Raw genomic sequence first — 25,496 nt, forward strand, 5'->3', positions numbered from 1 at the left:
GGCTTGCTCGCGAAAGCGGTGTGTCAGTCACTGCATCTGGTGCTGATATACCGCTTTCGCGAGCAAGCCCGCTCCCACATTTTGATCCGCGTTGATTCAGACTTATTGCGAAGTCTTCGCCATCTGCTTGTCCGACGTACGCCAGATCAACCGCGTGGTGTCATACCCCTGCTGTCGCGCCCTGCTCAGCAGGTCTTCGCGGGTGTCCGCACTGACCGTCGGCGTACGCGACAAGATCCACATATAACGCCGGCTCGGGCTGCCAACAATGGCGGTCTTGTAGTCATCGCTGACATACAACACCCAGTAATCGCCCTTGGCGACGCCCGGCAGCAGCGACGTGAACCAGTTGTTGAATTCCACCCAAAGCTTGTCGGTCTTGCCCGGCACTTGCGGGGTGGCGGTGCCTTTGGCTTCTTCCCACTTCCATTCAGTCGTCAGGCAGCGGTTGAACACCGACATGTCGCCATCCGGCAACAGGGTGTAACGGGCTTCGGACTGCGCGCAGTTGCGCTGGAAGTACATCGGCAACCGCGCCAGCTCGTACCAGGTGCCCTGGTAACGCTTGAGGTTGACGTTGCTCGCGGTCTTGGGTTGCAGATCATCGCCAGAATGGCTGGCGCAGCCTGCCAAAAACAGGCTGGCGCAAAGGTATAAAACAAAACGCATCATTCTTCTTCTCCCGCAGGCTCGCGCCCCGGTTTACTTCAGGCCTTGCCCGGAAAACATCAGAACCTTGTCACCGGCATATTGAACGCTGATAAAGCTGGTTTTATCGCCCCAGGTGCAGCTGGACATGCCCAGTGCGCCGGAACAATCGGTCGGCTTACCCAACAGCGACTCCACCTCGGCCTTGGCCATGCCAGCCGACAGCTTTGCGTAGTTTTCTTGGTTGACCTTGCTGCAAGCGGCCAACAGCACGCAAAAAGTCAGCAGGGCGAGACGGCGTAACGACATGGAAAAACTCCTGGAGGGACGAAGCAGCATGGGGGTCTGCCAGAAGCTTAGAAGGGAAAAGGGGTTTCTGGTTCCCGATGGAGGGGGGTATTTATTTTTTCTGTGAACTGGCCCTTTTCAATGCATTTGCGAACACCTAGATATCATCCTTTCATCGGACGCCACCTATACACGACCAAATTAAGACTAAAATGAGTCTCATCGCCAAGCGAGGGCCCACCCATGAAGTTTTCATCTCAGATCAAACCGATCAGCTACCTGAAAAGTCATACCGCCGAGATCGTAAAAACACTCACTGAAAGCCGAGAACCACTGGTTATCACCCAAAACGGTGAAGCAAAACTGGTGGTGATGGATGTGAAGAGCTTTGAGGAGCAAGCAGAAACCATGGCCTTGTTGAAGCTGTTGGCTTTGGGCAATCGGCAAATTGAATTGGGGCAGTTCCAGGACATGGAGGACGTGTTCGCCGAACTGGATAGGGACGACGCTCAATGACATTCAGGGTTGTGATTCTCCACTCGGCAAAAAGCAACCTCAAAGATATCAAGTCATACGTCATTCGACAGTTCTCGACATCGACCTGGCAACACACCTATGACGCGCTTAAACAAACAATGCGTCGGCTAGAAACCCACCCCCATGCGGGCTCGATACCAGAAGAAATCGAGAAGCTGAACCTCAGCCAATATCGACAAGTCATCAGTGGGATGAACCGGATCATCTACGAAATCCGAGACCAGACTATTTACGTGCACGTCATCGCCGACACCCGGAAAAACTTGCAGGCGTTACTGCTAAAAATCCTGACTCAATAAATAAAAAAGCCCCGAAACGCGTTCAACGTTTCGGGGCTTTTTCCAGCACAAGCTCTTACTTCTTGTGATACGCCGTCACACGCTCAACTTCTTCCTTCGAACCCAGGAACACCGCCACACGCTGGTGCAGGCCTTCCGGCTGGATGTCGAGGATACGCTGGTGGCCGTCGGTGGACGCGCCGCCCGCTTGCTCAACCAGGAACGACATCGGGTTGGCTTCGTACATCAGGCGCAGCTTGCCCGGCTTGGACGGCTCGCGGCTGTCGCGTGGGTACATGAACAGGCCACCACGGGTCAGGATGCGGTGCACGTCGGCAACCATCGCAGCCACCCAGCGCATGTTGAAGTTTTTCTTCAACGGGCCTTCTTCGCCCGCCATCAGCTCGCCGACGTAGCGGGTCACCGGCTCTTCCCAGTGGCGCTGGTTGGACATGTTGATCGCGAATTCCTGGGTAGCGGCAGGAATGGTGATGTCTTCGTGGGTCAGCACGAAGCTGCCCATTTCGCGGTCCAGGGTGAAGCCCTTGACGCCGTCGCCCAGGGTCAGTACCAGCATGGTCTGTGGGCCGTAGATCGCGTAGCCGGCAGCAACCTGCTGGGTGCCTGGCTGCAGGAAGGCTTTCTCGTTCAGCGGCTCGTTCTGGCTCAGGTATTCGTTCGGGCAACGCAGTACCGAGAAGATGGTGCCAACCGGTGCGTTGATGTCGATGTTGGACGAACCGTCCAGTGGGTCGAACACCAGCAGGTACGCGCCTTTCGGGTATTTGCCCGGGATCTGGTAGGCATTGTCCATTTCTTCGGACGCCATGCCGGCCAGGTGACCGCCCCATTCGTTGGCTTCGAGCAGGATCTCGTTGGAGATCACGTCGAGTTTTTTCTGGACTTCGCCCTGCACGTTTTCAGTGCCCATGCTGCCCAGGACACCACCCAGTGCGCCTTTGGACACGGCGTGGCTGATTTCCTTGCAAGCACGCGCCACCACTTCGATAAGGAAGCGCAGATCGGCAGGCGTGTTGTTGCTGCGGGTCTGCTCGATCAAATAGCGACTCAAGGTAACGCGGGACATGTAAGGCTCCGGAGAATGGGGGGCTTAAAAACCCGCGCAGTTTAACGCGAGTCGGGGCTTATTTCCTCTAATCAGAGGATTTAACGCCAATAGAGTTCACGGTTTGGCCTGGGGCTTGCGCAACAAACTGTAGGCCATGCCTCCCAGCGCCGCCACGCCGAGCAGGAGCACGGCCCACAGACCGAGCTTCTTCCAGTCGGCAGCGGCTTCAGGCGCAGCGGCAACGGCGGCTGTTTTGACCGCCACCTCGCCGGCTACCTGAGCGTGCCCCAGCGTCTTGAAGCGCTCGGCACTGTAGTCCGGGATCAACGTGGTCAACGGCAGGTTCGCCGCCTTCACCGACGCGTTGCCCAGCGCCAGGGTAAACGGCGGCTCACCCCGCGCCAGGAACACCAACTGCGTGGCGCGCACCGCAAAGTGCAGGGCCGGCGCCTCGACGCCCAGGCCGCCGCCGCGCTCGTCCACCTGCAACTTGAGCTCAGTGACCACCTGCCCCGGCAACGGCAACTCATCCTGCACCACGTCCTGGCCGTTCTGGGTCAGGCGATAGAGCAAACCGTTGCTCAACGGTTGCCAGGCCTGCTGGCTGTCGCGACGCCCGGACAGCGTCACGGGCGCCAAGGTGTTGGACTGGTTCAATGCGACACGCAGGCGCTCGATGTTCAGCCCGGTCGGCAACTGCCAACTGTATTCGCCCGCCTTGAGCCGCGTGCCCGCCAACGGCTGCGACCACACCAGTGGCATCGGCAGGCTGCTGCTCGTGGCGCTGACCAGCTTGGCCGAGGTCAACTGCGGCGCGGCATGGCCTTGCCACACCAGGCGCAGGTAACGCGCCGACCGCCCGGGCAGGTTTACTTCACGCTGCTCGACCCGCTCGTCGGCAAACGACAGGCGCGCCACTTGCCCGTCGCCCCAAGACGCCCAGTGTTGCAAATCGTCACTGGCCTCGATGCTGAAACGCTGGAAACCCTCTTGCTCGCGGCTCCAGTCCAGACTCAGTTGCTGCAACGGCGCCTTGATCGCGCTGGCGTCCAGCACCCAACCGCGCAACACCTGCTGCGCCTGCGGCGTGGAGGGGCGGATTTCCAGCAACGTGCCCTCGCGGGTGGACTTCATCACCACGCCTGGCAAAGCCTCGTGGGTGTCGGCGGCGTACAGGGGGAACCACTTCACGTCCGCCACATTGCGGTTTTCGCTACGCTGCGCGGGTTGGCGGGACAGCGCGTAGGCCTGCGCCTCCCCGGCGGCGTTGAACACCCGCACGTCGCTGAGATCCGCCTGACGCGCACGCAATTGCACCGCCAACGGCAACTCCAGGCGATACCAAGGCCCGGCGCCGCTCACCGCCAGCGGCACCTGGACCGCGAAGTCGGCCGGCGTTTCCTGGGCGTAGGCCGCCGAACACAGCAGCCACACTGCCAACCCACTCAGACTCAGCTTGCCCATCAAGACGATGCTCCCTCAGTTTCCACACGCTTGGGCGGCAGCGGCGCGAAGTAGCCCACCACCAGCAACAAGCCGCCCACGCCGATAAACGACACGATCCGCGCCAGCCCGCCACGGTTGCTCAATTCGACAAAAAACAGCTTGGCCACCACCACGGCAATCAGCGCCGCACCGATCAGCCATACTTCGCGACGATGGCGCAGGTGGCCGCCGATCATCAGGCCGAGGGCGATCAGCGTCCATACGATCGACAGGCCGGCCTGCACCAGCATCGATTCGAGCAACGCATCCAACTGGAACGGCACACCGCCCCAATGGTGCGCAGCGCGCATGACCAACGCGGTAAAGAATGCGAACAACGAAATGCCCGCCACACCCTGGGCGATCAACTCCACACGCGGCCCACGCTCCGGCGCTGCGCTGCGCGACCACAGGTAGATGCCCAGCAGCGCGAACAGCAGGCCCAAATCCAGCGGATTGAGCAGCGGCACGTAAGGCAGCGGCTCAGCCGTGCCGTCGCTGAAGATATTTGCCAACCAGAACCAACCGAGCATCAGCACCGCCAATGGCAGCGCGGCCAGCACGCGGTATTCCCGTGGATACGCCGCCACCGGCCACGGCCAGTGGCGCGGCGCCGCGGCCAGCACCAGGTACAGGCTGGGCAGAATCGCCCAGGCGAGCCAGCGCCAGGCGTTGTACTGATCCGACAGCAGCAACAGGCCGTAACGCAGCTCCAGCGCCAGCACGCCGATCAACATCCAGCAGCCCAACACGTGGGCCGCGCTCAGCACCTTGGCAGGAACCGTCGCCGCCAAGCGCCGCAGCGAGATGAAATGCACGGCGAACACCGCCAACCACGCCAGCCAGCCAAACTGCGCCGCCGGGTGGTAATAGGCGTGGGCAGACACCAGCAACACCACGCCCGCCGCTGGCATCAACAAGGTGCACAGCATGCCCAGCGCCGCCCAGTTCAGGCGAGCGGCCAGCAGGGTCCAGATCGCCACGCTCACGGCGGCGATCGCCAACAGGAACGCGCCTTGCAGTTCGCGCGGGACAAAACGCAGCACTTCACCGACCAGCGCCAACGCCCACCACGCTGCGCCCCACACCATCAGCAGGTCGGACAAGCGTTGCAGTTTCAGCACGTCAAACACCGGCGCATGGGGTTCACGCTGCAAGCGCCAGGCGCCGACCAGTGCGGCCAGGCCCAATACCAAGGGCGTCCAGAAACCGCTGTGGGTCAACGGCCGCAAGCCTTCGCTGGTCAACGGCCCCAGCAGTTCCGGCACCGACAGCAGGAATGAACCACCGCCGATCAGTTGCAGCAGCAAGCCGAATACAAAGCTGACGCGCTGTTGCAGGTACAGGCTCAACCAGATGATCAACAGACCACTGGCCGCCCACACGCCGCTGGCGCTCTCCCACGGCAGCACAAACAGTACCGCAAGATTGATCAACACCAAGCCTGCCAGCAGCACCACCGACAGCCCACGCAGCAAACGCACATCGCCGCGCACCATGTCGTCGCGCGCCGCCAGCAGCATGCCGCCGATCAAGGCCAGGCCGATCAGCGACGCGGTGAGCAGTCCACTCCAGCCCGCACTGAACACCGCAGCGCCTTCACCGCCTTGCAAGCGCAGCAGGAACAACGCGCCGCCCAACAGTTGCACGGCGAACGCGGTGAAGAGGAAGGTACGCGAGCCGATGCGCAGGCCGACAAACAGCGTCGCCAGACCGGCGATGGCCCAACTGATGGCGGTGCCTTGGGTCTGCAACAGCAACGGCGCCAGCAAATACAAGAAGCTCAAACCCAGGCATGCCAGCACTGGTAGACCTTTGCGCTCCCAGTCTGCCGCCTGATCGGGAGAGGCTTTGCGCAGTTGATCGAAGCTGAACAGCAACGCCGCGCCCAGCAGCAGGGCGCCCAACGGTGCGCCATCGAGCAAAGTGTGTTCGCCGACGCGCAGCTCACTGAGGAAGGCCAACGCCGAGCCTAGTTGCAGCAGTAAGCCGAACGCCCGCGCCAATGGCCGCTGCTGGCGCAAGCCAAGCCAGAAGATCCCGGCGCCTTCCACGGCCCAGGCGGCAGCAGTCCAGCGTGCATCGAGCCCCAAAGGGATCGCGAGGCTGGCAAAGATCACACCCAAAGCCAGACAGGTTTCGGCCAACAACAACGCGCGGCCACCACTGAGCAGTCGCGCCAACCCCATGTAGATAATACCCAGGCCAAGCGCACTGAACGCGGCAGCAAACTCAAGATGCTGCACCAGCGCGAATTGCAAGCCAAAGCCCACCAGCGGTGGGCCGAACAGCATGCTGCCGTCGACATAATCACCCTTGGCAGCCGACCAGCGCAGCAACGCGTCACGGCCTTCAGGTGCGTCACCCCTCTCCAACAACTTACGGCGGGCGAACAACAGGCCGATGGCCAGGTACATCAGGAAAAACAGGATCAGGAACGGCTCGGTACTCCACAACAGTTCCGGCGTGTAGGAGCGCATGCCCCAGGCGAAGCCGATGCCGAAGGTGCCGACGAAGCCGATCAGATTGAGCAAGCGCCAGGCCTTGAACCAGGCGATGGCGAGGATGCCGGCGTTGAGCAAGGCGAAGTAACTGAACAACGCCACATGGTTGCCGGCGCCGGTGGACGTGAGGATCGGCGCCGCGAAACCGCCGAGCGCAGCGGCGCAGGCCAGGCCCAGGGCGTCCTGGGTAATCGCCAGGATCGCTGAGAACACCGTGACCGCCACCAGCAAACCCAGCGCCGCGCCCGGATCGATCAGCGGATGCAGGCGCATCGCCGCGAACACCGTGAGGTACAGCACCGCGATCCCGGTGCCTTGCAGCATCAAGCCGTAGTTGCTGTTGCGCAGGCGCAGCCACCAGCCCAGGCCCAACAGGGCGATGGCCGCGGCGGCAACACCGGCGTAGCGCACCTCAATCGGCACCACCATGCCTTCGGTGGCATAACGCAGCAAGAAGGCCAGGCCGAGGAACAACAGCACCACGCCGACCCGCAACACGGTGTTGCCGCCAAACAACCAATTGCGCGCGCCGCTGATAGCGCGTTCGATCAGGTTGGGGCCACGGGGGATTGCCGGCTCTTTATCCGGGCGTAGCGTTGGGGCCCAGGCGTCTTCCGGCAATGGCCGGCTCGTTTCGGCAACCACAGCGACGGGCGCCAATTCGGCCGGCAGTTCCCAGACAAGCTCGGGCGCCTTGGCTACGGGGGTTGGTTCGGGGATTGGGGGTTCGACGATGGCGCTGCTTGGTGGCGCGGGCACTTCCAATTGCCGCAAACGCTCACCGAGGGCGATCAGCGCCTTTTGCGTGGTTTCCAGCTGGCTTGCCTGCTTGTCTGCCTGGGCCGACAGCTGCGACAGGCGAATCGCCTGGCCAAGCCCCAGGCCCAGCAGCGCACCGATGCCGGCGTCACTGAACGACTCGTCGAGTGTCCAGCCGAGCGCGAGGCCAATCAGCATGAAAATCCATTGCATGGTCGATAATCCCTAGGCAAACCGGAGCCTAGTATATCGACGCGAGAGCAATGTGGGAGCAGAGCTTGTGTGGGCTTATGTGGGAGCGGGCTTGCTCGCGAAAGCGGTGGGTCAGTCACAGATGAGTTGCCTGACACGCCGTCTTCGCGAGCAAGCCCGCTCCCACACAAGCCCGCTCCCACATTTTGATATTGCGGGGTTTAGTCGAGGGCTTTCCAGATCTCGGTGGCGTATTCGCGGATGGTTCGGTCGGAACTGAACCAGCCCATCCGCGCCGTATTGAGCACCGCCGAACGCCACCACGCCTTGGAGTCGTGCCAATGCGCTTCGACCCGCGCCTGGGCGTCCCAGTAGGAATCGAAGTCGGCACACACCAGGAAACGATCGTAGTCGACCAAGCCGTCGATCAAGCCCACATAACGCCCCGGATCATCCGGCGAGAACACCCCGCCACGGATCGCTTGCAGCACATCGTTGAGGCGATGGGACGCTGCAATATCGGGCCCGGCGTTGAATTCGCCAGCATGTTTACGCGCTTCGACCTGCTGCGCGCTGAGGCCGAAGATAAACATATGCTCGGCACTGACTCGCTCGTGCATCTCCACGTTGGCGCCGTCCATGGTGCCGATGGTCAGCGCGCCGTTGAGGCCGAACTTCATGTTGCTGGTGCCTGAGGCTTCAAAGCCGGCGGTGGAGATCTGCTCCGACAAGTCCGCCGCCGGAATGATGCTTTCTGCCAGGCTGACGTTGTAGTTGGGCAGGAACACCACCTTGAGCAGGCCGCGCACGGTGGGGTCGTTGTTGACGGTGCGGGCGATGTCGTTGGTCAGCTTGATGATCAGCTTGGCCTGGTGATAGCTGGCGGCCGCCTTGCCCGAGAAGATCTTCACCCGTGGCACCCAGTCGGTGCCCGGTTCGGCGCGGATCGCCTGGTACAGCGCCACGGTGTGCAGCAGGTTGAGCAGTTGGCGCTTGTATTCGTGGATGCGCTTGACCTGCACGTCAAACATCGCCGCCGGGTTGACCGAAATGCCCAGGCGTTCGTGGATGATTTCTGCCAGTGCCCTTTTACTGTGCAGGCGTTGCTCGGCGAAGGCCTTGCGGAACGCCGGTTTGTCGGCAAACGGTTCGAGCTCGATCAGGCGCTGTTCGGGCTTGTCGAGGATGTCCGGGCCAAGGGCTTCCACCAGCATCTCGGTGAGTTTGGGGTTGGCCTGGTACAGCCAGCGGCGGAAGGTGATGCCGTTGGTTTTGTTGTTGATGCGCTCGGGGTAGAGCTTGTGCAGTTCGGAGAACACCGTGCTGCGCATCAACTGGGTGTGCAAACCCGACACGCCGTTGACGCTGTGGGAACCGAGGAATGCCAGGTTGCCCATACGCACGCGGCGGCCGTTGTCTTCTTCGATCAGCGACACGGCGCGCAGTACGTCGAAGTCGTGGATGCCTTTGGCGCGCAGCGAGTCGATGTGCTGGGCGTTGATCAGGTAGATGATTTGCATGTGCCGGGGCAGCATGCGTTCCATCAAGCCTACAGGCCAGGTTTCCAATGCTTCGGGCAACAGGGTGTGGTTCGTGTAGGAAAGGGTTTCGACGGTGACCTGCCAGGCCGCATCCCAGGCGATGTCGTGCAGGTCCACCAACTGGCGCATCAACTCGGCCACGGCGATGGACGGGTGGGTGTCGTTGAGCTGGATCGCGGCGTGTTCGCCCAGGCTGAGCACCGAGCCGCGCATGTTCTTGTGGCGGCGCAGCAGGTCTTGCAGGGAGGCGGCGACAAAGAAGTATTCCTGGCGCAGACGCAGTTCCTGCCCCGCTTCGGTGCTGTCGGCCGGGTAAAGCACCCGGGAGATGCTTTCGGCACGGGCCACTTCGGCGACGGCGCCGAGGTGGTCACCGGCGTTGAAGCGTTCCAGGTGCAGGTCTTCCACGGCGCGGGCACGCCACAGGCGCAGGGTGTTGACGCTGGCACCGCGCCAGCCGACCACCGGGGTGTCGTAGGCAATGGCGCGTACGGTTTCGTTGGGGGTCCAGATCTGGATCAGCTTACCGGCGGCATCTGGCCGGGTTTCGACGCTGCCGCCAAAGCCAATGGAATACACCACTTCAGGGCGCTCGAACTCCCAAGGGTTACCGAAATCCAGCCAGTGTTCGGTCTGCTCCTGTTGCCAGCCATCGACAATCGCCTGGCGGAACAGGCCGTGTTCATAACGGATGCCATAGCCGTGGCCGGCAATGCCCAAGGTCGACATGCTTTCCATGAAGCACGCCGCCAGACGGCCCAAGCCACCGTTGCCCAGCGCTGCGTCGGGCTCCAGCAGGCGGATGCGCTCAAGGTCCACCCCCAGCTCTGCCAGGGCTTCGCGGGCTATCTCCAGCACGCCGAGGTTGCTCAGGCTGTCGTAAAGCAAACGGCCGATGAGGAACTCCAGGGAGAGGTAATAAACGCGCTTCTGGCCTTTGCGATAAATGCGCCGCGTGTGGTCCATCCAGTGGTCGACCATCTGGTCGCGTGCAGCCAGGGCAATGGCTTCGAACCAGTCGTGGTCGAAGGCGTGATCCGGGTCCTTGCCCACCGCGTAGGTGAGTTTGGTCAAGACGGCATCGCGGAATGCGGCTACCTCTGCTTCTCGTGCAAGTGGTTCCTGAGACATCAGATGCGACCTCGGGCGAGATAGAAGGAGTTGCTAGAGCCTAGACGGTCTGACAGACGGTGACCGCTCTGGTTCGGCACTTTTTTAACGCATTTACCTTTGCTGGTTTTTGATGCATTGGCCGTGCCTGCTTTGGCTCAAGCGCGCCTTCTGGCTGAAACCCAGAAAATATTGTTCAAAAAATCACCAATCCCGGTATGATCGCGCGCCCGGATACAGCCCCACCTTTTGGAACCCTGATGAAGCCTCAACTGATCGCCGCCGCGGAACTCGACCGTCTTGAAACGTGGCAGAAATACTCCGCGCACATGTGCGGTGGCTGCGTGTCCAGCTGCTGCACGCTGCCGGTCGAAGTGAAGGTCAAAGACCTGATCCGCATTGGCCTCGTCGATGAGTTCGAACTCGGCGACCCAGCGAAGAACATCGCCAAGCGCTTGCAGAAGGAAGGCATCGTTGAGCGCTTCAATTCCAAGTCCGAGATTTTTACCCTGCAGCGCATGAGCAACAACGACTGCCTGTTCCTGGATCGTAAGACGCGCTTCTGCACTATTTATGACAAGCGCCCGGACACCTGCCGCAACCACCCGAAGATCGGGCCGCGGCCGGGGTATTGCGCGTATAAGCCGAAGGAAGTGGTGCGCGAGACCAAGTTCAAGACGCTCGATAAGTTCTGATCCGATCGTTCCCACGCTCCCGCGTGGGAATGCAGCCAGGACGCTCTGCGTCCGCCTTTAAGAGCGGGACGCGGAGCGGCCCAAGAGGCATTCCCACGCGGAGCGTGGGAACGATCATCCACAAATCACAGGCACAAAAAAACGCCCCCGGCCTTTCGACCGGGGGCGTTTTTCATTCAGCCTGAGTTAACTCAGTTCTTGGCTTTCTTGGCAGCGCGGGTACGCTCGCCTTCGTCCAGGATCTTCTTACGCAGGCGGATCGACTTAGGCGTAACTTCGCACAGCTCGTCGTCCTGGATGAATTCCAGGGCCTGTTCCAGGGTGAAGCGAACAGGTGGAACCAGAGCGATGGTTTCGTCTTTACCCGAAGCACGCATGTTGTCGAGCTTCTTGCCTTTGGTTGGGTTGACGCCCATGTCGGTGTCACGGCTGTTCAGACCAACGATCTGACCGTTGTAGATCTCTTGACCGTGTTCAACGAACAGCTTGCCACGCGCCTGGAGGGTTTCCAGGGAGTAGGTCAGTGCCTTGCCGGTTTCTACCGAAACCAGAACGCCGTTCTGACGGCCGGACATTTGACCGGACTTCATCACGTCGTAACGGTCGAAGATCGAGGTCAGGATGCCAGCACCGTTGGTCAGGGTCAGGAACTGGTTACGGAAACCAATCAGACCACGAGCAGGGATGTTGTATTCCAGACGTACACGGCCTTTGCCATCCGGCACCATGTTGGTCAGGTCGCCCTTACGCAGGCCCATCTCTTCCATGACCTTGCCCTGGGATTCTTCAGGGGTGTCGATGGTCACGTTTTCGAACGGTTCGTGCTTGTTACCGTCAACAACGCGGATGATCACTTCTGGACGACCAACGCCCATTTCGAAGCCTTCGCGACGCATGGTTTCGATCAGTACGGACAAGTGCAGCTCGCCACGGCCCGATACTTTGAACTTGTCAGCCGAGTCGCCTTCTTCAACGCGCAGTGCAACGTTGTACAGCAGCTCTTTGTCCAGACGTTCCTTGATGTTACGGGAAGTCACGAACTTGCCTTCTTTACCGCAGAATGGCGAGTCGTTTACCTGGAAGGTCATGGAAACGGTTGGCTCGTCAACGGTCAACGGCTTCATCGCTTCAACGTTCAGCGGGTCGCACAGGGTGTCGGAGATGAACAGCGAGTCCATACCGCTGATGCACACGATGTCGCCAGCAGCCGCTTCTTCAACGTCTACACGGTGCAGACCGTGGTGACCCATCAGCTTCAGGATACGACCGTTACGCTTCTTGCCGTCGGCGTCGATAGCCACAACCGGAGTGTTCGGCTTGACGCGACCACGAGCGATACGGCCAACGCCGATAATGCCCAGGAAGCTGTTGTAGTCCAGTGCCGAGATTTGCATCTGGAACGGACCGTCACGGTCAACAGCTGGCGCAGGTACGTTGTCGACGATCGACTGGTACAGCGGGGTCATGTCTTCAGCCATGTCGGTGTGGTCCAGACCGGCAATGCCGTTCAGGGCCGAGGCGTAGACGACTTTGAAGTCCAGCTGTTCTTCGGTGGCACCCAGGTTGTCGAACAGGTCGAAGATCTGGTCCAGAACCCAGTCCGGACGCGCGCCTGGACGGTCAACCTTGTTGATCACCACGATTGGACGCAGGCCGGCTTCGAAAGCCTTCTTGGTCACGAAACGGGTTTGCGGCATAGGGCCGTCTTGGGCATCAACCAGCAGCAGAACGGAGTCAACCATCGACATTACGCGTTCTACTTCGCCGCCGAAGTCGGCGTGGCCCGGGGTGTCCACGATGTTGATGTGGTAGCCGTTCCAGTTGATAGCGGTGTTTTTAGCCAGGATGGTAATACCGCGCTCTTTTTCCTGGTCGTTGGAGTCCATCACGCGCTCGTCGTTGAGCTCGTTGCGCTCCAGGGTGCCGGATTGACGCAGGAGTTTGTCTACCAGGGTGGTTTTACCATGGTCAACGTGAGCAATGATGGCGATGTTACGTAGATTTTCGATCACTTGTGTATCTCGATCAGAGGATTCGGTGTGCTGACAGGTCGTGGCAGCGATTAACAGTAGAGTCAGGCCTTGCCGTTACAGCTTGACGGCAGAGTCGGGGGGCCGGTGACGCAGGCCACAGGCAAACAGCCCCGGGCTCTTAGCTCGGTCGATAAACGCGCACATTGGCATGCCCCTCACTGAGCAAATGGTGGGCATGCAGGCGACTCATCACGCCTTTGTCGCAATACAGCAGGTACTGACGGCTGTTATCCAGTTCCTTGAAACGCGCGTTCAATGCATAAAACGGCAGCGTTTGTACGTCGATGCCAGCGATTTCCAGCGGCTCATCTTCAGCGGCATCCGGGTGACGGATATCGATGACGATCTGGCCGGCCAGGGCTTCGCTGACTTCTTCGATCTTGATGTCCTGGCCCAATTCGTCGATCACGCGATCGATAGGCACCAGCTTGGCGTTCTCGAGCGCACGCTCCAGAACGGCCATGTCGAACTGTTGTTCTTCGTACTCCACGCGGTTGCGCTTGGCGTGGGTCTTGGGGTTCACCGAAATGACCCCGCAATATTCAGGCATGTGCTTGGCAAAGTCGGCCGTGCCGATTTCTTCGGCCAGGTCGATGATGTCCTGCTTGTGGCTGGCGATCAGCGGGCGCAAGACCAGCTTCTCGGTGACGCAATCGATCAGCGACAGGTTCGGCAGCGTTTGGCTGGAAACCTGGGAGATGGCTTCACCGGTCACCAGGGCGTCGATCTGCAATTGATCGGCGATCCGCGACGCAGCGCGCAACATCATACGCTTCAATACCACGCCCATATGACTGTTATCGACTTTACCGAGAATTTCTCCCAGCACTTCCTCAAACGGCACGCTTACAAATAGCACGCGTTGGGAGCTGCCGTACTTCTTCCAGATAAAGTGCGCGACTTCCATCACGCCCAATTCGTGTGCACGCCCACCCAGATTAAAGAAGCAGAAGTGGCTCATCAGGCCGCGGCGCATGATCTGGTAGGCCGCCACCGTGGAATCGAAACCGCCGGACATCAACACCAGGGTCTGTTCCAGGGCGCCCAGCGGGTAGCCGCCGATGCTGTTGTGCTGGCTGTGGATAACAAACAACCGTTGGTCGCGAATTTCCATGCGCACTTCAATTTGCGGCGCTTTCAGGGAAATTCCGGCGGCGCCGCACTCGCGACGCAGCTTGCTGCCGACGTATTTCTCGACGTCCATGGAGCTGAAGGTGTGCTTGCCGGCGCGCTTGCAACGCACCGAAAAGATCTTGCCTTCGATCTCGCTGCCGAAGTGCTGCTTGCACTTCTCGGTGATGTCGTCGAAGTCGCCCAGCGGGTACTCATCCACCTGCAGGAAATGCGCGATGCCCGGCATGCAGCTCAGGCGCTCGGTCATGTCCTTCAAGGCTTTGGCGTCGGTGATGCGGGTTTCCAGCTCGAGGTTGTCCCACACGCCGTTCACCACCACAGCCGGGTCCAGGTCACGGAGCACGGCACGGATGTTCTTGGCCAACTGACGGATGAAACGCGTCCGTACCGGTCGGCTTTTGATGGTGATCTCGGGGAAGACTTTAACGATTAATTTCATGGAAACAGCGCGCGCCGGGCCTGCTGAAAAAGGGGGGCGCGGATTATAGCGGAAATCGCTCAAGGTTTAACCAGTTAATATGCATCGGACTGCGCACGCACTAAAGCAGTGCATTTTCAGGCATCGACGCAACATTGCGGTGCGCCATTTCCGGGCTTTTGTCGCATTGCACCTTTATAGGGGCGTTTTTGGACCAAAAAACCCATGTTGGCGCACTGGCATGCAATTTGCTCTCTTGTGAGGCAGGTTGCCATGGCGGACTATCCGCGCCGGCATCACCCACATTCTAAGGGCTAACTCCACTACCCCAGCCCGAAGCCACCCGGAGGACACTATGTCGAAGTCGGTTCAACTCATCAAAGATCATGACGTTAAATGGATTGATCTGCGCTTCACGGACACCAAAGGCACTCAGCACCACGTGACCATGCCGGCTCGTGACGCGCTGGAAGACGACTTCTTCGAAGTCGGCAAGATGTTCGACGGTTCCTCCATCGCTGGCTGGAAAGGCATCGAAGCCTCCGACATGATCCTGCTGCCGGACGACGACTCTGCCGTTCTGGACCCGTTCACCGAAGAGCCAACCCTGATCCTGGTCTGCGACATCATCGAACCTTCGACCATGCAAGGCTACGATCGCGACCCGCGCGCCATCGCCCACCGTGCCGAGGAATACCTGAAGACCACCGGTATCGGTGACACCGTTTTCTGCGGTCCTGAGCCTGAGTTCTTCATCTTCGACGAAGTGAAGTTCAAGTCCGACATCTCCGGTTCGATGTTCAAGATCTTCTCCGAGCAAGGCTCGTGGATGTCCGACCAAGACATCGAAGGCGGCAACAAAGGCCACCGTCCAGGCGTCAAAGGCGGCTACTTCCCAGTACCTCCGTTCGACCACGACCACGAAATCCGTACCTCCATGTGCAACGCACTGGAAGAAATGGGTCAGGTCGTTGAAGTTCACCACCACGAAGTGGCAACTGCTGGCCAGAACGAAATCGGCGTCAAGTTCAACACCCTGGTGAAGAAAGCCGACGAAGTTCAAACCCTGAAATACGTTGTCCACAACGTTGCTGACGCCTACGGCCGCACCGCGACCTTTATGCCGAAGCCGCTGTACGGCGATAACGGTTCGGGTATGCACGTTCACATGTCCATCGCCAAAGATGGCAAGAACACCTTCGCTGGCGAAGGTTATGCCGGCCTGTCGGAAACTGCCCTGTACTTCATCGGCGGTATCATCAAGCACGGTAAGGCCCTGAACGGCTTCACCAACCCGGCGACCAACTCCTACAAGCGCCTGGTACCAGGCTTCGAAGCCCCGGTCATGCTGGCCTACTCGGCTCGCAACCGTTCCGCTTCGATCCGTATTCCTTACGTCAACAGCCCACGTGGCCGTCGTATCGAAGCACGTTTCCCGGACCCGGCTGCCAACCCATACCTGGCTTTCGCAGCACTGCTGATGGCTGGCCTGGACGGTATCCAGAACAAGATCCACCCTGGCGACGCCGCCGACAAAAACTTGTACGACCTGCCGCCTGAAGAGGCCAAAGAGATCCCACAAGTGTGCGGCAGCCTGAAAGAAGCCCTGGAAGAGCTGGACAAGGGCCGTGCGTTCCTGACCAAAGGCGGCGTGTTCAGCGACGACTTTATCGATGCCTACATCGCCCTGAAAAGCGAAGAAGAAATCAAGGTCCGCACCTTCGTACACCCACTGGAATACGAGCTGTACTACAGCTGCTGATCCGGTAGCGCTGCTTAACGTGGCGTGACAAAAAAGGCCTCCTTCGGGAGGTCTTTTTTTTGCCCAAGATTTTGGGCTTACGCCGCACCCAATCTGCGAATCCAATTAAACATGTGGGAGCGGGCTTGCTCGCGAATGCGGTGGATCAGCATCAGATGTGGTGACTGACACACCGCCTTCGCGAGCAAGCCCGCTCCCACAGTTGATTTGTGTACATCCAGTGAATTTATAGCTTCCTGAACAAGCTTCACAAAACCGCACTATATTGGTGCGGCAGACTGCACCCTTCCCACCGGCCAGCCCATTTTGGTTCGAAACTTCCCGGGCAAGCTGGCAGAACGCCACAGATTCGCGCCCTAAACCCCCATTCCAGGGCATTTACGCTTCTTTTCGGAGCCTTGGTTTGGTTTTTGCATTTTCCTTGTATCAGCGTGTGCCTCAAGCCCGCGCCTTGCTCCAAAAGAGGTCCTGATGACCATCAGCGATGCACTGCACCGTTTGCTACTCGACAACCTGACCACCGCGACCATCCTGCTCAATGACGACCTGCGTCTTGAGTACATGAACCCGGCGGCGGAGATGCTCCTGGCCATCAGCGGCCAGCGCAGCCATGGGCAGTTCATCAGCGAATTGTTCACCGAGTCGGCCGAAGCCTTGAGCTCGTTGCGCCAGGCGGTAGAGCAGGCACACCCGTTTACCAAGCGTGAAGCGATGCTCACCGCCCTCACCGGCCAGACGCTGACCGTCGATTACGCCGTGACCCCGATCCTCAGCAACGGCACGACCCTGCTGCTGCTCGAAGTGCACCCCCGCGACCGCCTGCTGCGCATCACCAAGGAGGAAGCGCAGCTGTCCAAGCAGGAGACCAGCAAGATGCTGGTGCGCGGCCTGGCCCATGAGATCAAGAACCCGCTCGGCGGCATTCGCGGCGCCGCGCAGCTGCTGGCCCGCGAGCTGCCCGACGAGAACCTCAAGGACTACACCAACGTCATCATCGAAGAGGCCGACCGCCTGCGTAACCTGGTGGACCGCATGCTCGGCTCCAACAAGCTGCCGTCGCTGGCGATGACCAATGTGCACGAAGTACTGGAGCGCGTCTGCCAGTTGGTCGAGGCCGAAAGCCAGGGCTGCATCACCTTGGTGCGCGACTATGACCCAAGCATTCCCGATGTATTGATCGACCGCGAGCAGATGATCCAGGCGGTGCTCAATATCGTGCGCAACGCCATGCAAGCCATCAGCAGCCAGAACGAGCTGCGCCTGGGCCGCATCAGCCTGCGCACCCGCGCCCTGCGCCAGTTCACCATCGGCCACGTGCGCCATCGCCTGGTGACCAAGGTCGAGATCATCGACAACGGTCCGGGCATTCCTGCGGAACTTCAGGAAACCATCTTCTTTCCCATGGTCAGCGGCCGCCCGGACGGTACCGGGCTGGGCCTGGCCATTACCCAGAACATCATCAGCCAGCACCAGGGTCTGATCGAATGTGAGAGCCATCCTGGCCACACCACGTTCTCGATCTTTCTGCCTCTGGAACAAGGAGCCCCATCGACATGAGCCGTAGTGAAACTGTCTGGATCGTCGATGACGACCGTTCTATCCGCTGGGTCCTCGAGAAAGCCTTGCAACAGGAAGGCATGACCACCCAGAGCTTCGACAGCGCCGACGGCGTGATGAGCCGCCTGGCACGCCAGCAGCCCGACGTGATCATCTCCGACATCCGCATGCCCGGTGCCAGTGGCCTGGACCTGCTGGCACGCATTCGCGAGCAGCACCCGCGCCTGCCGGTGATCATCATGACGGCGCACTCGGACCTGGACAGCGCTGTCGCGTCCTACCAAGGCGGCGCGTTTGAATACCTGCCCAAGCCGTTCGATGTGGACGAGGCGGTGGCGCTGGTCAAGCGCGCCAACCAGCACGCCCAGGAACAGCAAAGCCAGGAAGCCCCACCGGCCCTGACCCGCACCCCGGAAATCATCGGCGAAGCGCCGGCGATGCAGGAAGTGTTTCGCGCCATTGGGCGCTTGAGCCATTCCAACATCACCGTGCTGATCAACGGCGAGTCCGGTACCGGTAAAGAGCTGGTGGCCCACGCCCTGCACCGTCACAGCCCCCGGGCGGCTTCGCCGTTTATCGCGCTGAACATGGCGGCGATTCCCAAGGACTTGATGGAATCCGAGCTGTTCGGCCACGAAAAAGGCGCGTTCACCGGCGCAGCCAACCTGCGGCGCGGGCGCTTTGAACAGGCCGACGGCGGCACGTTGTTCCTCGACGAAATCGGCGACATGCCGGCCGACACCCAGACCCGCCTGTTGCGCGTACTGGCGGACGGCGAGTTCTATCGGGTCGGCGGGCACACACCGGTCAAGGTCGACGTGCGCATCATCGCGGCGACCCACCAGAACCTGGAAACCCTGGTGCACGCGGGCAAGTTCCGTGAGGACTTGTTCCACCGCCTTAACGTGATCCGCATCCACATCCCGCGCATGTCGGATCGTCGCGAAGACATCCCGACCCTGGCCCGCCACTTCCTCAGCCGCGCTGCCCAGGAGCTGGCCGTGGAGCCGAAGCTGCTGAAAAGCGAGACCGAGGAGTACCTGAAGAACCTGCCATGGCCGGGCAACGTGCGCCAGCTGGAGAACACCTGCCGCTGGATCACCGTGATGGCGTCCGGGCGCGAAGTGCATATCAGCGACCTGCCGCCGGAGCTGTTGAGCCTGCCGCAGGACTCGGCGCCAGTGACCAACTGGGAGCAGGCGCTGCGCCAATGGGCCGACCAGGCGCTGGCTCGCGGCCAGTCGAACCTGCTGGACAGCGCCGTGCCGGCGTTTGAGCGGATCATGATCGAGACGGCCTTGAAGCACACCGCTGGTCGCCGTCGCGATGCGGCGGTGTTGCTGGGTTGGGGGCGTAATACCCTGACGCGCAAGATCAAGGAGTTGGGGATGAAGGTCGACGGTGGCGATGATGACGAGGGCGATGACACCTGACATCTCTCTAACCTCCACCGAAAATCCAATGTGGGAGCTGGCTTGTGTGGGAGCGGGCTTGCTCGCGAATGCGGTGTATCAGGCACAGATGTTCTGTCTGACCCACCGCTTTCGCGAGCAAGCCCGCTCCCACATTTGGTTCCGCACAAGGTTCGGAGACTGTGCACCGCTTGAATGCACCGTGAACCGGCATCGGGCACCGACTCAAGGCCTGGAATATCGGCCTGATTGAACACTCTTCGAAGCCCGAAAACACCAAAGCCCCGTATTCCGGGGCTTTGCGCTTTCTGTGAAAAGTTTTTTGCACAACCTGGCCACTCTGGCACGCGCCCTGCAGTAACCCTTGTACAACCCAGTTTCGGGGACCTTGGTACAGGCAGGCCGAGAATCCCCTCTTTACACCCGGGGTGCTTGATGCGAACCGCGTCGCGCTCCACACCGCTTTGGGGAACCTTGGTACAGGCAGGCCGGGGATTCCCTCTTTAACACCGAAGCCCTTGCGGCTTCAGCCCGTTTTGGGAGCCCTGGTACAGGCAGGCCGGGAACTCCCTCTTTTATTGCTCCTGGAGATGGATCTCCAACCGCCAGCGGCCTTCGGCCTTCTCGCCCTTCCACTCCCCGCGCAACGGCCGAGCCGCCACCAGGTTCAGCAGCAGGCCGCCATCGGTCTTGCGGATGCGCCAATTCACATCCTTGTCATTGACCTTGAGTTGCCCACTGGCGGCCTTGCCCTGGGCGTCGAACAGCAGCGCCACGGTGCCGTCGATATGCTCGCCGTGCAGTTTGGGTTCGCTGTTGAACCACACCACCACGCCGTCCGCCGCCGTTTCAACCTGTTGCAGCTCCACCGGGTCTGAAGTGGTCAGGCGACCGATCATCAGCCCCACCATCAAGCCGACAATCGCCAAAGAGCCCATCACCCTCGGCATTAGCTTCGGTCTTGGGTCCTCTTCGGGGGTAGAATGCAGCGCATCTTTACCTTCGGAGCCGTGCATGTTTCACGTCATCCTTTTTCAACCAGAAATTCCGCCGAATACCGGCAACGTTATCAGGCTGTGCGCCAACAGTGGCTGCCACCTGCATTTGATCGAGCCTTTGGGCTTCGACATGGACGACAAGCGCCTGCGCCGCGCCGGGCTGGACTACCACGAGTACGCCACGCTCAAGCGCCACGCCGACCTGGCCAGTTGCCTGGAAAGCCTGGGGCACCCACGGCTGTTCGCGTTTACCACCAAGGGCTCGCGACCGTTTCATGATGCCAGCTTTGCCGAAGGCGACGCCTTCCTGTTTGGCCCCGAGAGTCGCGGCCTGCCGGCTGAGGTGCTGGATGCCCTGCCCGATGGCCATCGCTTGCGATTGCCGATGCGTGAAGGGTGCCGCAGCTTGAACCTGTCCAACACCGTAGCGGTCGCCGTCTATGAAGGTTGGCGTCAACTGGGTTTCAAGTAATACACAAAACAAAATGTGGGAGCGGGCTTGCTCGCGAAAGCGGCGTGCCAGTCACTGAAGATATCGACTGACATACCGCATTCGCGAGCAAGCCCGCTCCCACATTTGATCGGTGTCGCTGTTCAGAACCGCTTACTGAACAGTCGACGAACCTTCCTGTTGCATGCGCTGCAGCTCTTGCGCGTACAGGGCATCGAAGTTCACCGGTGCCAGCATCAGCGCTGGGAACGAGCCACGGGTGACCAGGCTGTCCAGGGTCTCACGGGCATACGGGAACAGGATGTTCGGGCAGAACGCGCCCAGGGTGTGGCTCATGGACGCTTCGTCCAGGCCCTGGATCAGGAAGATACCGGCCTGTTGCACTTCAGCGATGAAAGCGACTTCTTCGCCGTTCTTCACGGTCACCGACAGGGTCAGCACGACTTCATGGAAGTCGCCTTCCAGTGCCTTCTGACGGGTGTTCAGGTCCAGCGCAACGCTTGGGGTCCATTCCTGACGGAAGATCGCCGGGCTTTTCGGCGCTTCGAACGACAGGTCACGCACGTAGATGCGCTGCAGCGAGAACTGTGGGCCTTGGTCTTGCGCAGCTTCGGTGTTCTGTTGGTCAGTCATCGCAGATCCTTGTGATCTTGGGGTCTTTTAGGGGTTAGGCGAGCAGCGCATCCAGCTTGCCGGCGCGCTCCAGGGCAAACAGGTCGTCGCAGCCACCGATGTGCTTGGCGCCGATCCAGATCTGCGGCACGGACGTGCGTCCCGCCTTCTGGGCCATTTCGGCACGCACCTGGGGTTTGCCATCGACCTTGATTTCTTCGAAGGCAACGCCCTTTTTCTCCAGCAAGGCCTTGGCCCGCATGCAGTAAGGGCACCAATCGCTGGAATACACGACAACCTGGCTCATATCACTTCACCAGCGGGAGGTTATCGGCTTTCCAGCTGCCGATACCGCCGGACAGTTTGGCGGCGGTGAAACCGGCCTTGAGCATTTCGCGGGCGTGGGTGCCGGCGTGCTGGCCTTGGGCATCGACCAGGATAATGGTCTTGGCCTTGTGTTTTTCCAGCTCGGCCAGGCGTGCGATCAGCTTGTCCTGTGGAATGTTCAGGGCACCGACGATATGGCCGGCGGCAAAGTCCTTGACCGGGCGGATGTCCACGACAACGGCCTCATCCTTGTTGACCAGCGCGGTCAGCTCCGATGTGCTCAGGCTGCGGCCACCACGGCTCATCTCGTGAGCGATCAGCAGCGCCAGCAGGATGACGAAGGCACCCACGAGCAGATAGTGGGCAGTGGCAAATGCAATCAGGTGATCAACCATCAAGGAGGTTCCAGGGCGTTAAAATGGCGGTAAGTATACACAGCCGTCGGGGGCGGCCAACCCCCGTAAAGCGGTGACGCGGTCGGAACTTCGCTTTAAACTGCCACTCCCTTTTCAATCGCCTTCCTTTATTACCGCCACGAGAGGATCTATGACTACTACGCCTAAACCTTTGGTCCTGATAATTCTCGATGGCTTCGGACACAGTGAAAGCCACCACGACAACGCGGTATACGCGGCCAGGAAGCCCGTACTCGACCGCCTGACCGCGACGATGCCCAACGGCCTCATCTCCGGCTCCGGCATGGACGTCGGCCTGCCGGACGGCCAGATGGGCAACTCGGAAGTCGGCCACATGAATCTCGGCGCCGGACGAGTGGTCTATCAGGACTTCACTCGCGTGACCAAAGCGATCCGCGATGGCGAGTTCTTCGAGAACCCGACCATCTGCGCCGCCGTCGATAAAGCCGTGGCTGCCGGCAAGGCCGTGCACTTCATGGGCCTGTTGTCCGATGGCGGCGTACACAGCCACCAGGACCACCTGGTCGCCATGGCCGAACTGGCCTACAAGCGCGGCGCCGACAAGATCTACCTGCACGCCTTCCTCGACGGCCGTGACACCCCGCCGAAAAGCGCGCAATCGTCCATCGAACTGCTGGACGCCACCTTTGCCGCCCTGGGCAAAGGACGCATCGCCAGCCTGGTGGGTCGCTATTTCGCCATGGACCGCGACAACCGCTGGGACCGCGTGTCCCAGGCCTACAACCTGATCGTCGACGGCCAGGCCGAATTCAACGCCGCCACTGCCCAGGAAGGCCTGGAAGCCGCCTACGCCCGTGGCGAGAGCGATGAATTCGTCAAGGCCACCACCATCGGCGAGCCGGTGAAAGTGGAAGACGGCGACGCTGTGATCTTCATGAACTTCCGCGCCGACCGCGCCCGCGAGTTGAGCCGTGTGTTTGTCGAAGACGGTTTCAGCGAGTTCGAACGCGCGCGCCAGCCGAAAGTCCACTACGTCGGCCTGACCCAATACGCCGCCAGCATCCCGGCCCCTGCCGCGTTCGCGCCGGGCAGCCTGGAAAACGTACTGGGCGACTACCTGGCGAAAAACGGCAAGACCCAGCTGCGCATCGCCGAAACCGAAAAATACGCCCACGTGACCTTCTTCTTCTCCGGCGGTCGGGAAGAACCGTTCCCGGGCGAAGAGCGCATCCTGATCCCGTCGCCAAAAGTCGCCACCTATGACCTGCAACCGGAAATGAGCGCGCCGGAAGTCACCGACAAGATCGTCGATGCCATCGAACACCAACGTTATGACGTGATCGTGGTCAACTACGCCAACGGCGACATGGTCGGCCACAGCGGCAACCTTGCCGCCGCGACCAAGGCCGTGGAATGCCTGGACGAATGCGTCGGCCGTATCGCCGAGGCGCTGGAAAAAGTCGGCGGCGAAGCGCTGATCACCGCTGACCACGGCAACTGCGAGCAGATGTCGGATGAATCCACCGGCCAGGCCCACACCGCCCACACCACCGAGCCGGTGCCGTTCATCTACGTCGGCAAGCGTGATCTGAAAGTGCGTGAAGGTGGCGTGCTGGCAGATGTGGCGCCAACCATGTTGAAGCTGATGGGGCTGGAGAAGCCGGTGGAGATGACCGGTACTTCGATCCTGGTCTGATCTCCAACACACCACAATTCCCTTGTGGGAGCGGGCTTGCTGTGGCGAGCAAGCTTGCTTGCGCTGGGGTGCGAAGCGCCCCAAAAAAGCCGGAGACTGCTGCGCAGTCAACGGGAGCAAGCTCCCTCGCCACAGCAAGCCCGCTCCCACAGGGGTTTTGTGCTGTTTGGAAGATATCTTTTTGCCATACCCCCGCCACTCAGCACCTATCTTGCCCCCCAGCCCGAATTGGGCGTTTTTTTTGCAGCAGTTGGCGGGCATACTAGGCCGTCCCTTTCCCCTGGTGTCGCCCGCCTCTATGCTTCGCGCCTTGATTACCCTTGCCCTTGTCTGCCTGCTCCAACCGGCGTTTGCCGATGAGCGCGCACAAACCCAACAACAGTTGGACGCTACGCGTCAGGACATTACCGAGCTGAAAAAGCTGCTCGGGAAGCTCCAGGAAGAAAAATCCGGGGTGCAGAAAGACCTGCGCGGTACGGAAACCGAGATGGGCAAGCTGGAGAAGCAGGTCCAGGAGCTGCAAAAAGAATTAAAGAAGAGCGAGTCGGAACTGGAGCGACTCGACGCTGAGAAAAAAAAACTCCAGGGCGCACGCGTTGAACAGCAACGCCTGATCGCAATCCAGGCCCGCGCCGCTTATCAGAGTGGCCGCCAGGAATACCTCAAGCTGCTGCTGAACCAGCAGAACCCGGAAAAATTTGCGCGCACCCTCACTTATTACGATTACCTGAGCCAAGCGCGTCTCGCGCAACTGAAGGGCTTCAACGAAACCCTGCGCCAGTTGGCCAACGTCGAACAGGAAATTGCCGACCAGCAATCACAGCTGCTCGACCAGAAAACCGCCCTCGACACCCAACGCGATCAGTTGGAACAAGTACGCAAGGAGCGCCAACAGGCCCTGGCCAAGCTCAATGACGACGTGAAGGCCCGCGACGCCAAGCTCCAGGCCCGCGAGCAGGACCAGGCCGACCTGGGCAAAGTCCTCAAGACCATCGAAGAAACCCTGGCCCGCCAGGCACGTGAGGCTGAAGAAGCGCGCCAGAAAGCGCTGATCGCCCAGCAGGAAGCCGAAAAAAAGCGCCAGCGTGAGGCCGAGCTGGCAGCCACCACGGACGCGCCGGCACCGCGTAAACCGGCACATGCAGCGCCTGGCCCGCTGGTTTCCAGCGCCGGCGAGAACTTCGGCGGCCCTTTTGCATCAGCCCGCGGCAAACTTCCATGGCCAGTTGATGGTCGACTACTGGCACGCTTTGGTGAAACCCGTGGCGATGACACCCGCGCCAAGTGGGATGGGGTGATGATCAGCGCTTCCTCCGGCAGCCAGGTCCACGCCGTCCACGGTGGCCGTGTGGTGTTTGCCGATTGGCTGCGGGGCGCCGGTTTGTTGGTGATTTTGGACCACGGTAATGGCTATTTGAGCCTTTACGGCCACAATCAGACTTTACTCAAGTCGGCAGGTGATGTTGTAAAAGCCGGTGAATCCATCTCCACTGTCGGTAACAGTGGTGGCCAGGACACCCCGGCGCTGTACTTCGCTATTCGTCAGCAGGGTCGCCCGAGCGATCCTGCACAATGGTGCCGTTCCCAAGGATAGGGCCGCATCTACATTAGGA

Annotated in this window: 21 protein-coding genes; 9 read left to right on the forward strand and 12 right to left on the reverse strand. The window is 60.5% G+C overall.

From position 1 onward, the window contains the following. Window positions 1-102 precede the first annotated feature (102 nt). Window positions 103-672, reverse strand: a complete 570-nt coding sequence (locus tag ACZRMO_RS12535; protein WP_463973057.1) for a lipocalin family protein — start codon at window positions 670-672, stop codon at window positions 103-105. 30 nt (window positions 673-702) lie between these two features. Continuing rightward, window positions 703-957 (reverse strand): hypothetical protein, encoded by a 255-nt coding sequence (locus ACZRMO_RS12540; protein ID WP_017734861.1) that lies wholly within the window; start codon window positions 955-957, stop codon window positions 703-705. Between the two features lie 222 nt (window positions 958-1,179). On the opposite strand from ACZRMO_RS12540, the gene ACZRMO_RS12545 reads away from it, so the two are divergent. After that, window positions 1,180-1,452, forward strand: coding sequence for a type II toxin-antitoxin system Phd/YefM family antitoxin (locus ACZRMO_RS12545; protein WP_207041334.1), 273 nt, complete (start codon window positions 1,180-1,182; stop codon window positions 1,450-1,452). Beyond that, window positions 1,449-1,772 carry a type II toxin-antitoxin system RelE/ParE family toxin gene (locus ACZRMO_RS12550; protein WP_207041336.1) on the forward strand — a complete coding sequence of 108 codons (324 nt, stop codon included), beginning with the start codon at window positions 1,449-1,451 and terminating at the stop codon, window positions 1,770-1,772. Before ACZRMO_RS12545 ends, ACZRMO_RS12550 begins: the two co-directional genes overlap by 4 nt. Window positions 1,773-1,827: 55 nt before the next feature. On the opposite strand, the gene ACZRMO_RS12555 is transcribed toward ACZRMO_RS12550, so the two are convergent. The 4 genes from ACZRMO_RS12555 to ACZRMO_RS12570 form a co-directional block, all read right to left on the reverse strand. After that, window positions 1,828-2,838, reverse strand: coding sequence for a class 1 fructose-bisphosphatase (locus ACZRMO_RS12555; protein ID WP_017734859.1), 1,011 nt, complete (start codon window positions 2,836-2,838; stop codon window positions 1,828-1,830). 96 nt (window positions 2,839-2,934) lie between these two features. Continuing rightward, the gene (locus tag ACZRMO_RS12560) at window positions 2,935-4,284 is read right to left on the reverse strand and encodes a DUF3999 domain-containing protein (protein WP_463973058.1); all 1,350 of its coding nucleotides are present in this window, start codon (window positions 4,282-4,284) and stop codon (window positions 2,935-2,937) included. After that, a complete protein-coding gene (locus tag ACZRMO_RS12565; protein WP_463973059.1) occupies window positions 4,284-7,781 on the reverse strand; it encodes a DUF2339 domain-containing protein in 3,498 nt (1,165 codons plus the stop codon). The genes ACZRMO_RS12560 and ACZRMO_RS12565 overlap by 1 nt, the downstream gene beginning before the upstream one ends. A 200-nt stretch (window positions 7,782-7,981) precedes the next feature. Then, window positions 7,982-10,432, reverse strand: coding sequence for a glycogen/starch/alpha-glucan phosphorylase (locus ACZRMO_RS12570; protein ID WP_463973060.1), 2,451 nt, complete (start codon window positions 10,430-10,432; stop codon window positions 7,982-7,984). 239 nt (window positions 10,433-10,671) lie between these two features. On the opposite strand from ACZRMO_RS12570, the gene ACZRMO_RS12575 reads away from it, so the two are divergent. After that, window positions 10,672-11,106, forward strand: a complete 435-nt coding sequence (locus tag ACZRMO_RS12575; RefSeq protein ID WP_017734855.1) for a YkgJ family cysteine cluster protein — start codon at window positions 10,672-10,674, stop codon at window positions 11,104-11,106. Window positions 11,107-11,297: 191 nt separating this feature from the next. Here the strand turns inward: ACZRMO_RS12575 and typA are convergent, their stop codons facing one another. Both typA and thiI read right to left on the reverse strand, forming a co-directional pair. Then, entirely contained in the window at window positions 11,298-13,118 is a 1,821-nt protein-coding gene (gene typA, locus ACZRMO_RS12580; protein WP_124525406.1) for a translational GTPase TypA, read from the reverse strand. Between the two features lie 139 nt (window positions 13,119-13,257). After that, window positions 13,258-14,712, reverse strand: a complete 1,455-nt coding sequence (gene thiI, locus ACZRMO_RS12585; RefSeq protein WP_124525405.1) for a tRNA uracil 4-sulfurtransferase ThiI — start codon at window positions 14,710-14,712, stop codon at window positions 13,258-13,260. Between the two features lie 334 nt (window positions 14,713-15,046). Between thiI and glnA the strand changes: the two genes are divergently transcribed. The 3 genes from glnA to ntrC all read left to right on the forward strand — a co-directional run bounded on the left by glnA (window position 15,047) and on the right by ntrC (window position 19,443). Beyond that, window positions 15,047-16,453, forward strand: coding sequence for a glutamate--ammonia ligase (glnA, locus tag ACZRMO_RS12590; RefSeq protein WP_124525404.1), 1,407 nt, complete (start codon window positions 15,047-15,049; stop codon window positions 16,451-16,453). Window positions 16,454-16,924: 471 nt separating this feature from the next. Then, a complete protein-coding gene (gene glnL, locus ACZRMO_RS12595; protein WP_017734850.1) occupies window positions 16,925-18,010 on the forward strand; it encodes a nitrogen regulation protein NR(II) in 1,086 nt (361 codons plus the stop codon). Continuing rightward, window positions 18,007-19,443 carry a nitrogen regulation protein NR(I) gene (gene ntrC / locus ACZRMO_RS12600; RefSeq protein ID WP_463973061.1) on the forward strand — a complete coding sequence of 479 codons (1,437 nt, stop codon included), beginning with the start codon at window positions 18,007-18,009 and terminating at the stop codon, window positions 19,441-19,443. The genes glnL and ntrC overlap by 4 nt, the downstream gene beginning before the upstream one ends. A 554-nt stretch (window positions 19,444-19,997) precedes the next feature. Here the strand turns inward: ntrC and ACZRMO_RS12605 are convergent. Then, window positions 19,998-20,438 (reverse strand): hypothetical protein, encoded by a 441-nt coding sequence (locus tag ACZRMO_RS12605; RefSeq protein ID WP_463973062.1) that lies wholly within the window; start codon window positions 20,436-20,438, stop codon window positions 19,998-20,000. On the opposite strand from ACZRMO_RS12605, the gene ACZRMO_RS12610 reads away from it, so the two are divergent. After that, window positions 20,437-20,892 (forward strand): tRNA (cytidine(34)-2'-O)-methyltransferase, encoded by a 456-nt coding sequence (locus tag ACZRMO_RS12610; RefSeq protein WP_003171120.1) that lies wholly within the window; start codon window positions 20,437-20,439, stop codon window positions 20,890-20,892. The two genes, ACZRMO_RS12605 and ACZRMO_RS12610, sit on opposite strands and share 2 nt — an antisense overlap. A 132-nt stretch (window positions 20,893-21,024) precedes the next feature. Here the strand turns inward: ACZRMO_RS12610 and secB are convergent, their stop codons facing one another. Genes secB through ACZRMO_RS12625 form a run of 3 tightly spaced genes read right to left on the reverse strand, consistent with a single transcriptional unit; the run spans window position 21,025 to window position 22,205 of the window. Next, complete coding sequence (secB, locus tag ACZRMO_RS12615) at window positions 21,025-21,504, reverse strand: protein-export chaperone SecB (RefSeq protein WP_003171119.1); 480 nt, start codon at window positions 21,502-21,504, stop codon at window positions 21,025-21,027. Window positions 21,505-21,538: 34 nt separating this feature from the next. Then, window positions 21,539-21,790, reverse strand: a complete 252-nt coding sequence (grxC, locus tag ACZRMO_RS12620; RefSeq protein ID WP_017734847.1) for a glutaredoxin 3 — start codon at window positions 21,788-21,790, stop codon at window positions 21,539-21,541. A 1-nt stretch (window position 21,791) separates the two neighbouring features. Continuing rightward, complete coding sequence (locus ACZRMO_RS12625) at window positions 21,792-22,205, reverse strand: rhodanese-like domain-containing protein (RefSeq protein ID WP_463973063.1); 414 nt, start codon at window positions 22,203-22,205, stop codon at window positions 21,792-21,794. 151 nt (window positions 22,206-22,356) lie between these two features. Here ACZRMO_RS12625 and gpmI point away from each other — a divergent pair, with 151 nt between their 5' ends. After that, on the forward strand, window positions 22,357-23,883 hold the full coding sequence (gene gpmI, locus ACZRMO_RS12630) for a 2,3-bisphosphoglycerate-independent phosphoglycerate mutase (RefSeq protein ID WP_463973064.1): 1,527 nt from the start codon (window positions 22,357-22,359) through the stop codon (window positions 23,881-23,883). A gap of 298 nt (window positions 23,884-24,181) precedes the next feature. Next, the gene (locus tag ACZRMO_RS12635; RefSeq protein WP_017738359.1) at window positions 24,182-25,477 is read left to right on the forward strand and encodes a murein hydrolase activator EnvC family protein; all 1,296 of its coding nucleotides are present in this window, start codon (window positions 24,182-24,184) and stop codon (window positions 25,475-25,477) included. Window positions 25,478-25,496 lie beyond the last annotated feature (19 nt).

It is taken from the genome of Pseudomonas sp. B611, assembly GCF_055407965.1.

What these genes read in the sequence shown, in the direction of transcription:
- ntrC (WP_463973061.1), top strand. Translation starts at nt 18,007, where the DNA reads ATGAGCCGTAGTGAAACTGTCTGGATCGTCGATGACGACCGTTCTATC.
- ACZRMO_RS12570 (WP_463973060.1), bottom strand. Translation starts at nt 10,432, where the DNA reads ATGTCTCAGGAACCACTTGCACGAGAAGCAGAGGTAGCCGCATTCCGC.
- secB (WP_003171119.1), bottom strand. Translation starts at nt 21,504, where the DNA reads ATGACTGACCAACAGAACACCGAAGCTGCGCAAGACCAAGGCCCACAG.
- thiI (WP_124525405.1), bottom strand. Translation starts at nt 14,712, where the DNA reads ATGAAATTAATCGTTAAAGTCTTCCCCGAGATCACCATCAAAAGCCGA.
- ACZRMO_RS12610 (WP_003171120.1), top strand. Translation starts at nt 20,437, where the DNA reads ATGTTTCACGTCATCCTTTTTCAACCAGAAATTCCGCCGAATACCGGC.
- grxC (WP_017734847.1), bottom strand. Translation starts at nt 21,790, where the DNA reads ATGAGCCAGGTTGTCGTGTATTCCAGCGATTGGTGCCCTTACTGCATG.
- ACZRMO_RS12560 (WP_463973058.1), bottom strand. Translation starts at nt 4,284, where the DNA reads ATGGGCAAGCTGAGTCTGAGTGGGTTGGCAGTGTGGCTGCTGTGTTCG.
- ACZRMO_RS12565 (WP_463973059.1), bottom strand. Translation starts at nt 7,781, where the DNA reads ATGCAATGGATTTTCATGCTGATTGGCCTCGCGCTCGGCTGGACACTC.
- ACZRMO_RS12635 (WP_017738359.1), top strand. Translation starts at nt 24,182, where the DNA reads ATGCTTCGCGCCTTGATTACCCTTGCCCTTGTCTGCCTGCTCCAACCG.
- gpmI (WP_463973064.1), top strand. Translation starts at nt 22,357, where the DNA reads ATGACTACTACGCCTAAACCTTTGGTCCTGATAATTCTCGATGGCTTC.
- ACZRMO_RS12625 (WP_463973063.1), bottom strand. Translation starts at nt 22,205, where the DNA reads ATGGTTGATCACCTGATTGCATTTGCCACTGCCCACTATCTGCTCGTG.
- ACZRMO_RS12575 (WP_017734855.1), top strand. Translation starts at nt 10,672, where the DNA reads ATGAAGCCTCAACTGATCGCCGCCGCGGAACTCGACCGTCTTGAAACG.
- glnL (WP_017734850.1), top strand. Translation starts at nt 16,925, where the DNA reads ATGACCATCAGCGATGCACTGCACCGTTTGCTACTCGACAACCTGACC.
- ACZRMO_RS12550 (WP_207041336.1), top strand. Translation starts at nt 1,449, where the DNA reads ATGACATTCAGGGTTGTGATTCTCCACTCGGCAAAAAGCAACCTCAAA.
- ACZRMO_RS12555 (WP_017734859.1), bottom strand. Translation starts at nt 2,838, where the DNA reads ATGTCCCGCGTTACCTTGAGTCGCTATTTGATCGAGCAGACCCGCAGC.
- ACZRMO_RS12535 (WP_463973057.1), bottom strand. Translation starts at nt 672, where the DNA reads ATGATGCGTTTTGTTTTATACCTTTGCGCCAGCCTGTTTTTGGCAGGC.
- ACZRMO_RS12545 (WP_207041334.1), top strand. Translation starts at nt 1,180, where the DNA reads ATGAAGTTTTCATCTCAGATCAAACCGATCAGCTACCTGAAAAGTCAT.
- glnA (WP_124525404.1), top strand. Translation starts at nt 15,047, where the DNA reads ATGTCGAAGTCGGTTCAACTCATCAAAGATCATGACGTTAAATGGATT.
- ACZRMO_RS12605 (WP_463973062.1), bottom strand. Translation starts at nt 20,438, where the DNA reads ATGCACGGCTCCGAAGGTAAAGATGCGCTGCATTCTACCCCCGAAGAG.
- ACZRMO_RS12540 (WP_017734861.1), bottom strand. Translation starts at nt 957, where the DNA reads ATGTCGTTACGCCGTCTCGCCCTGCTGACTTTTTGCGTGCTGTTGGCC.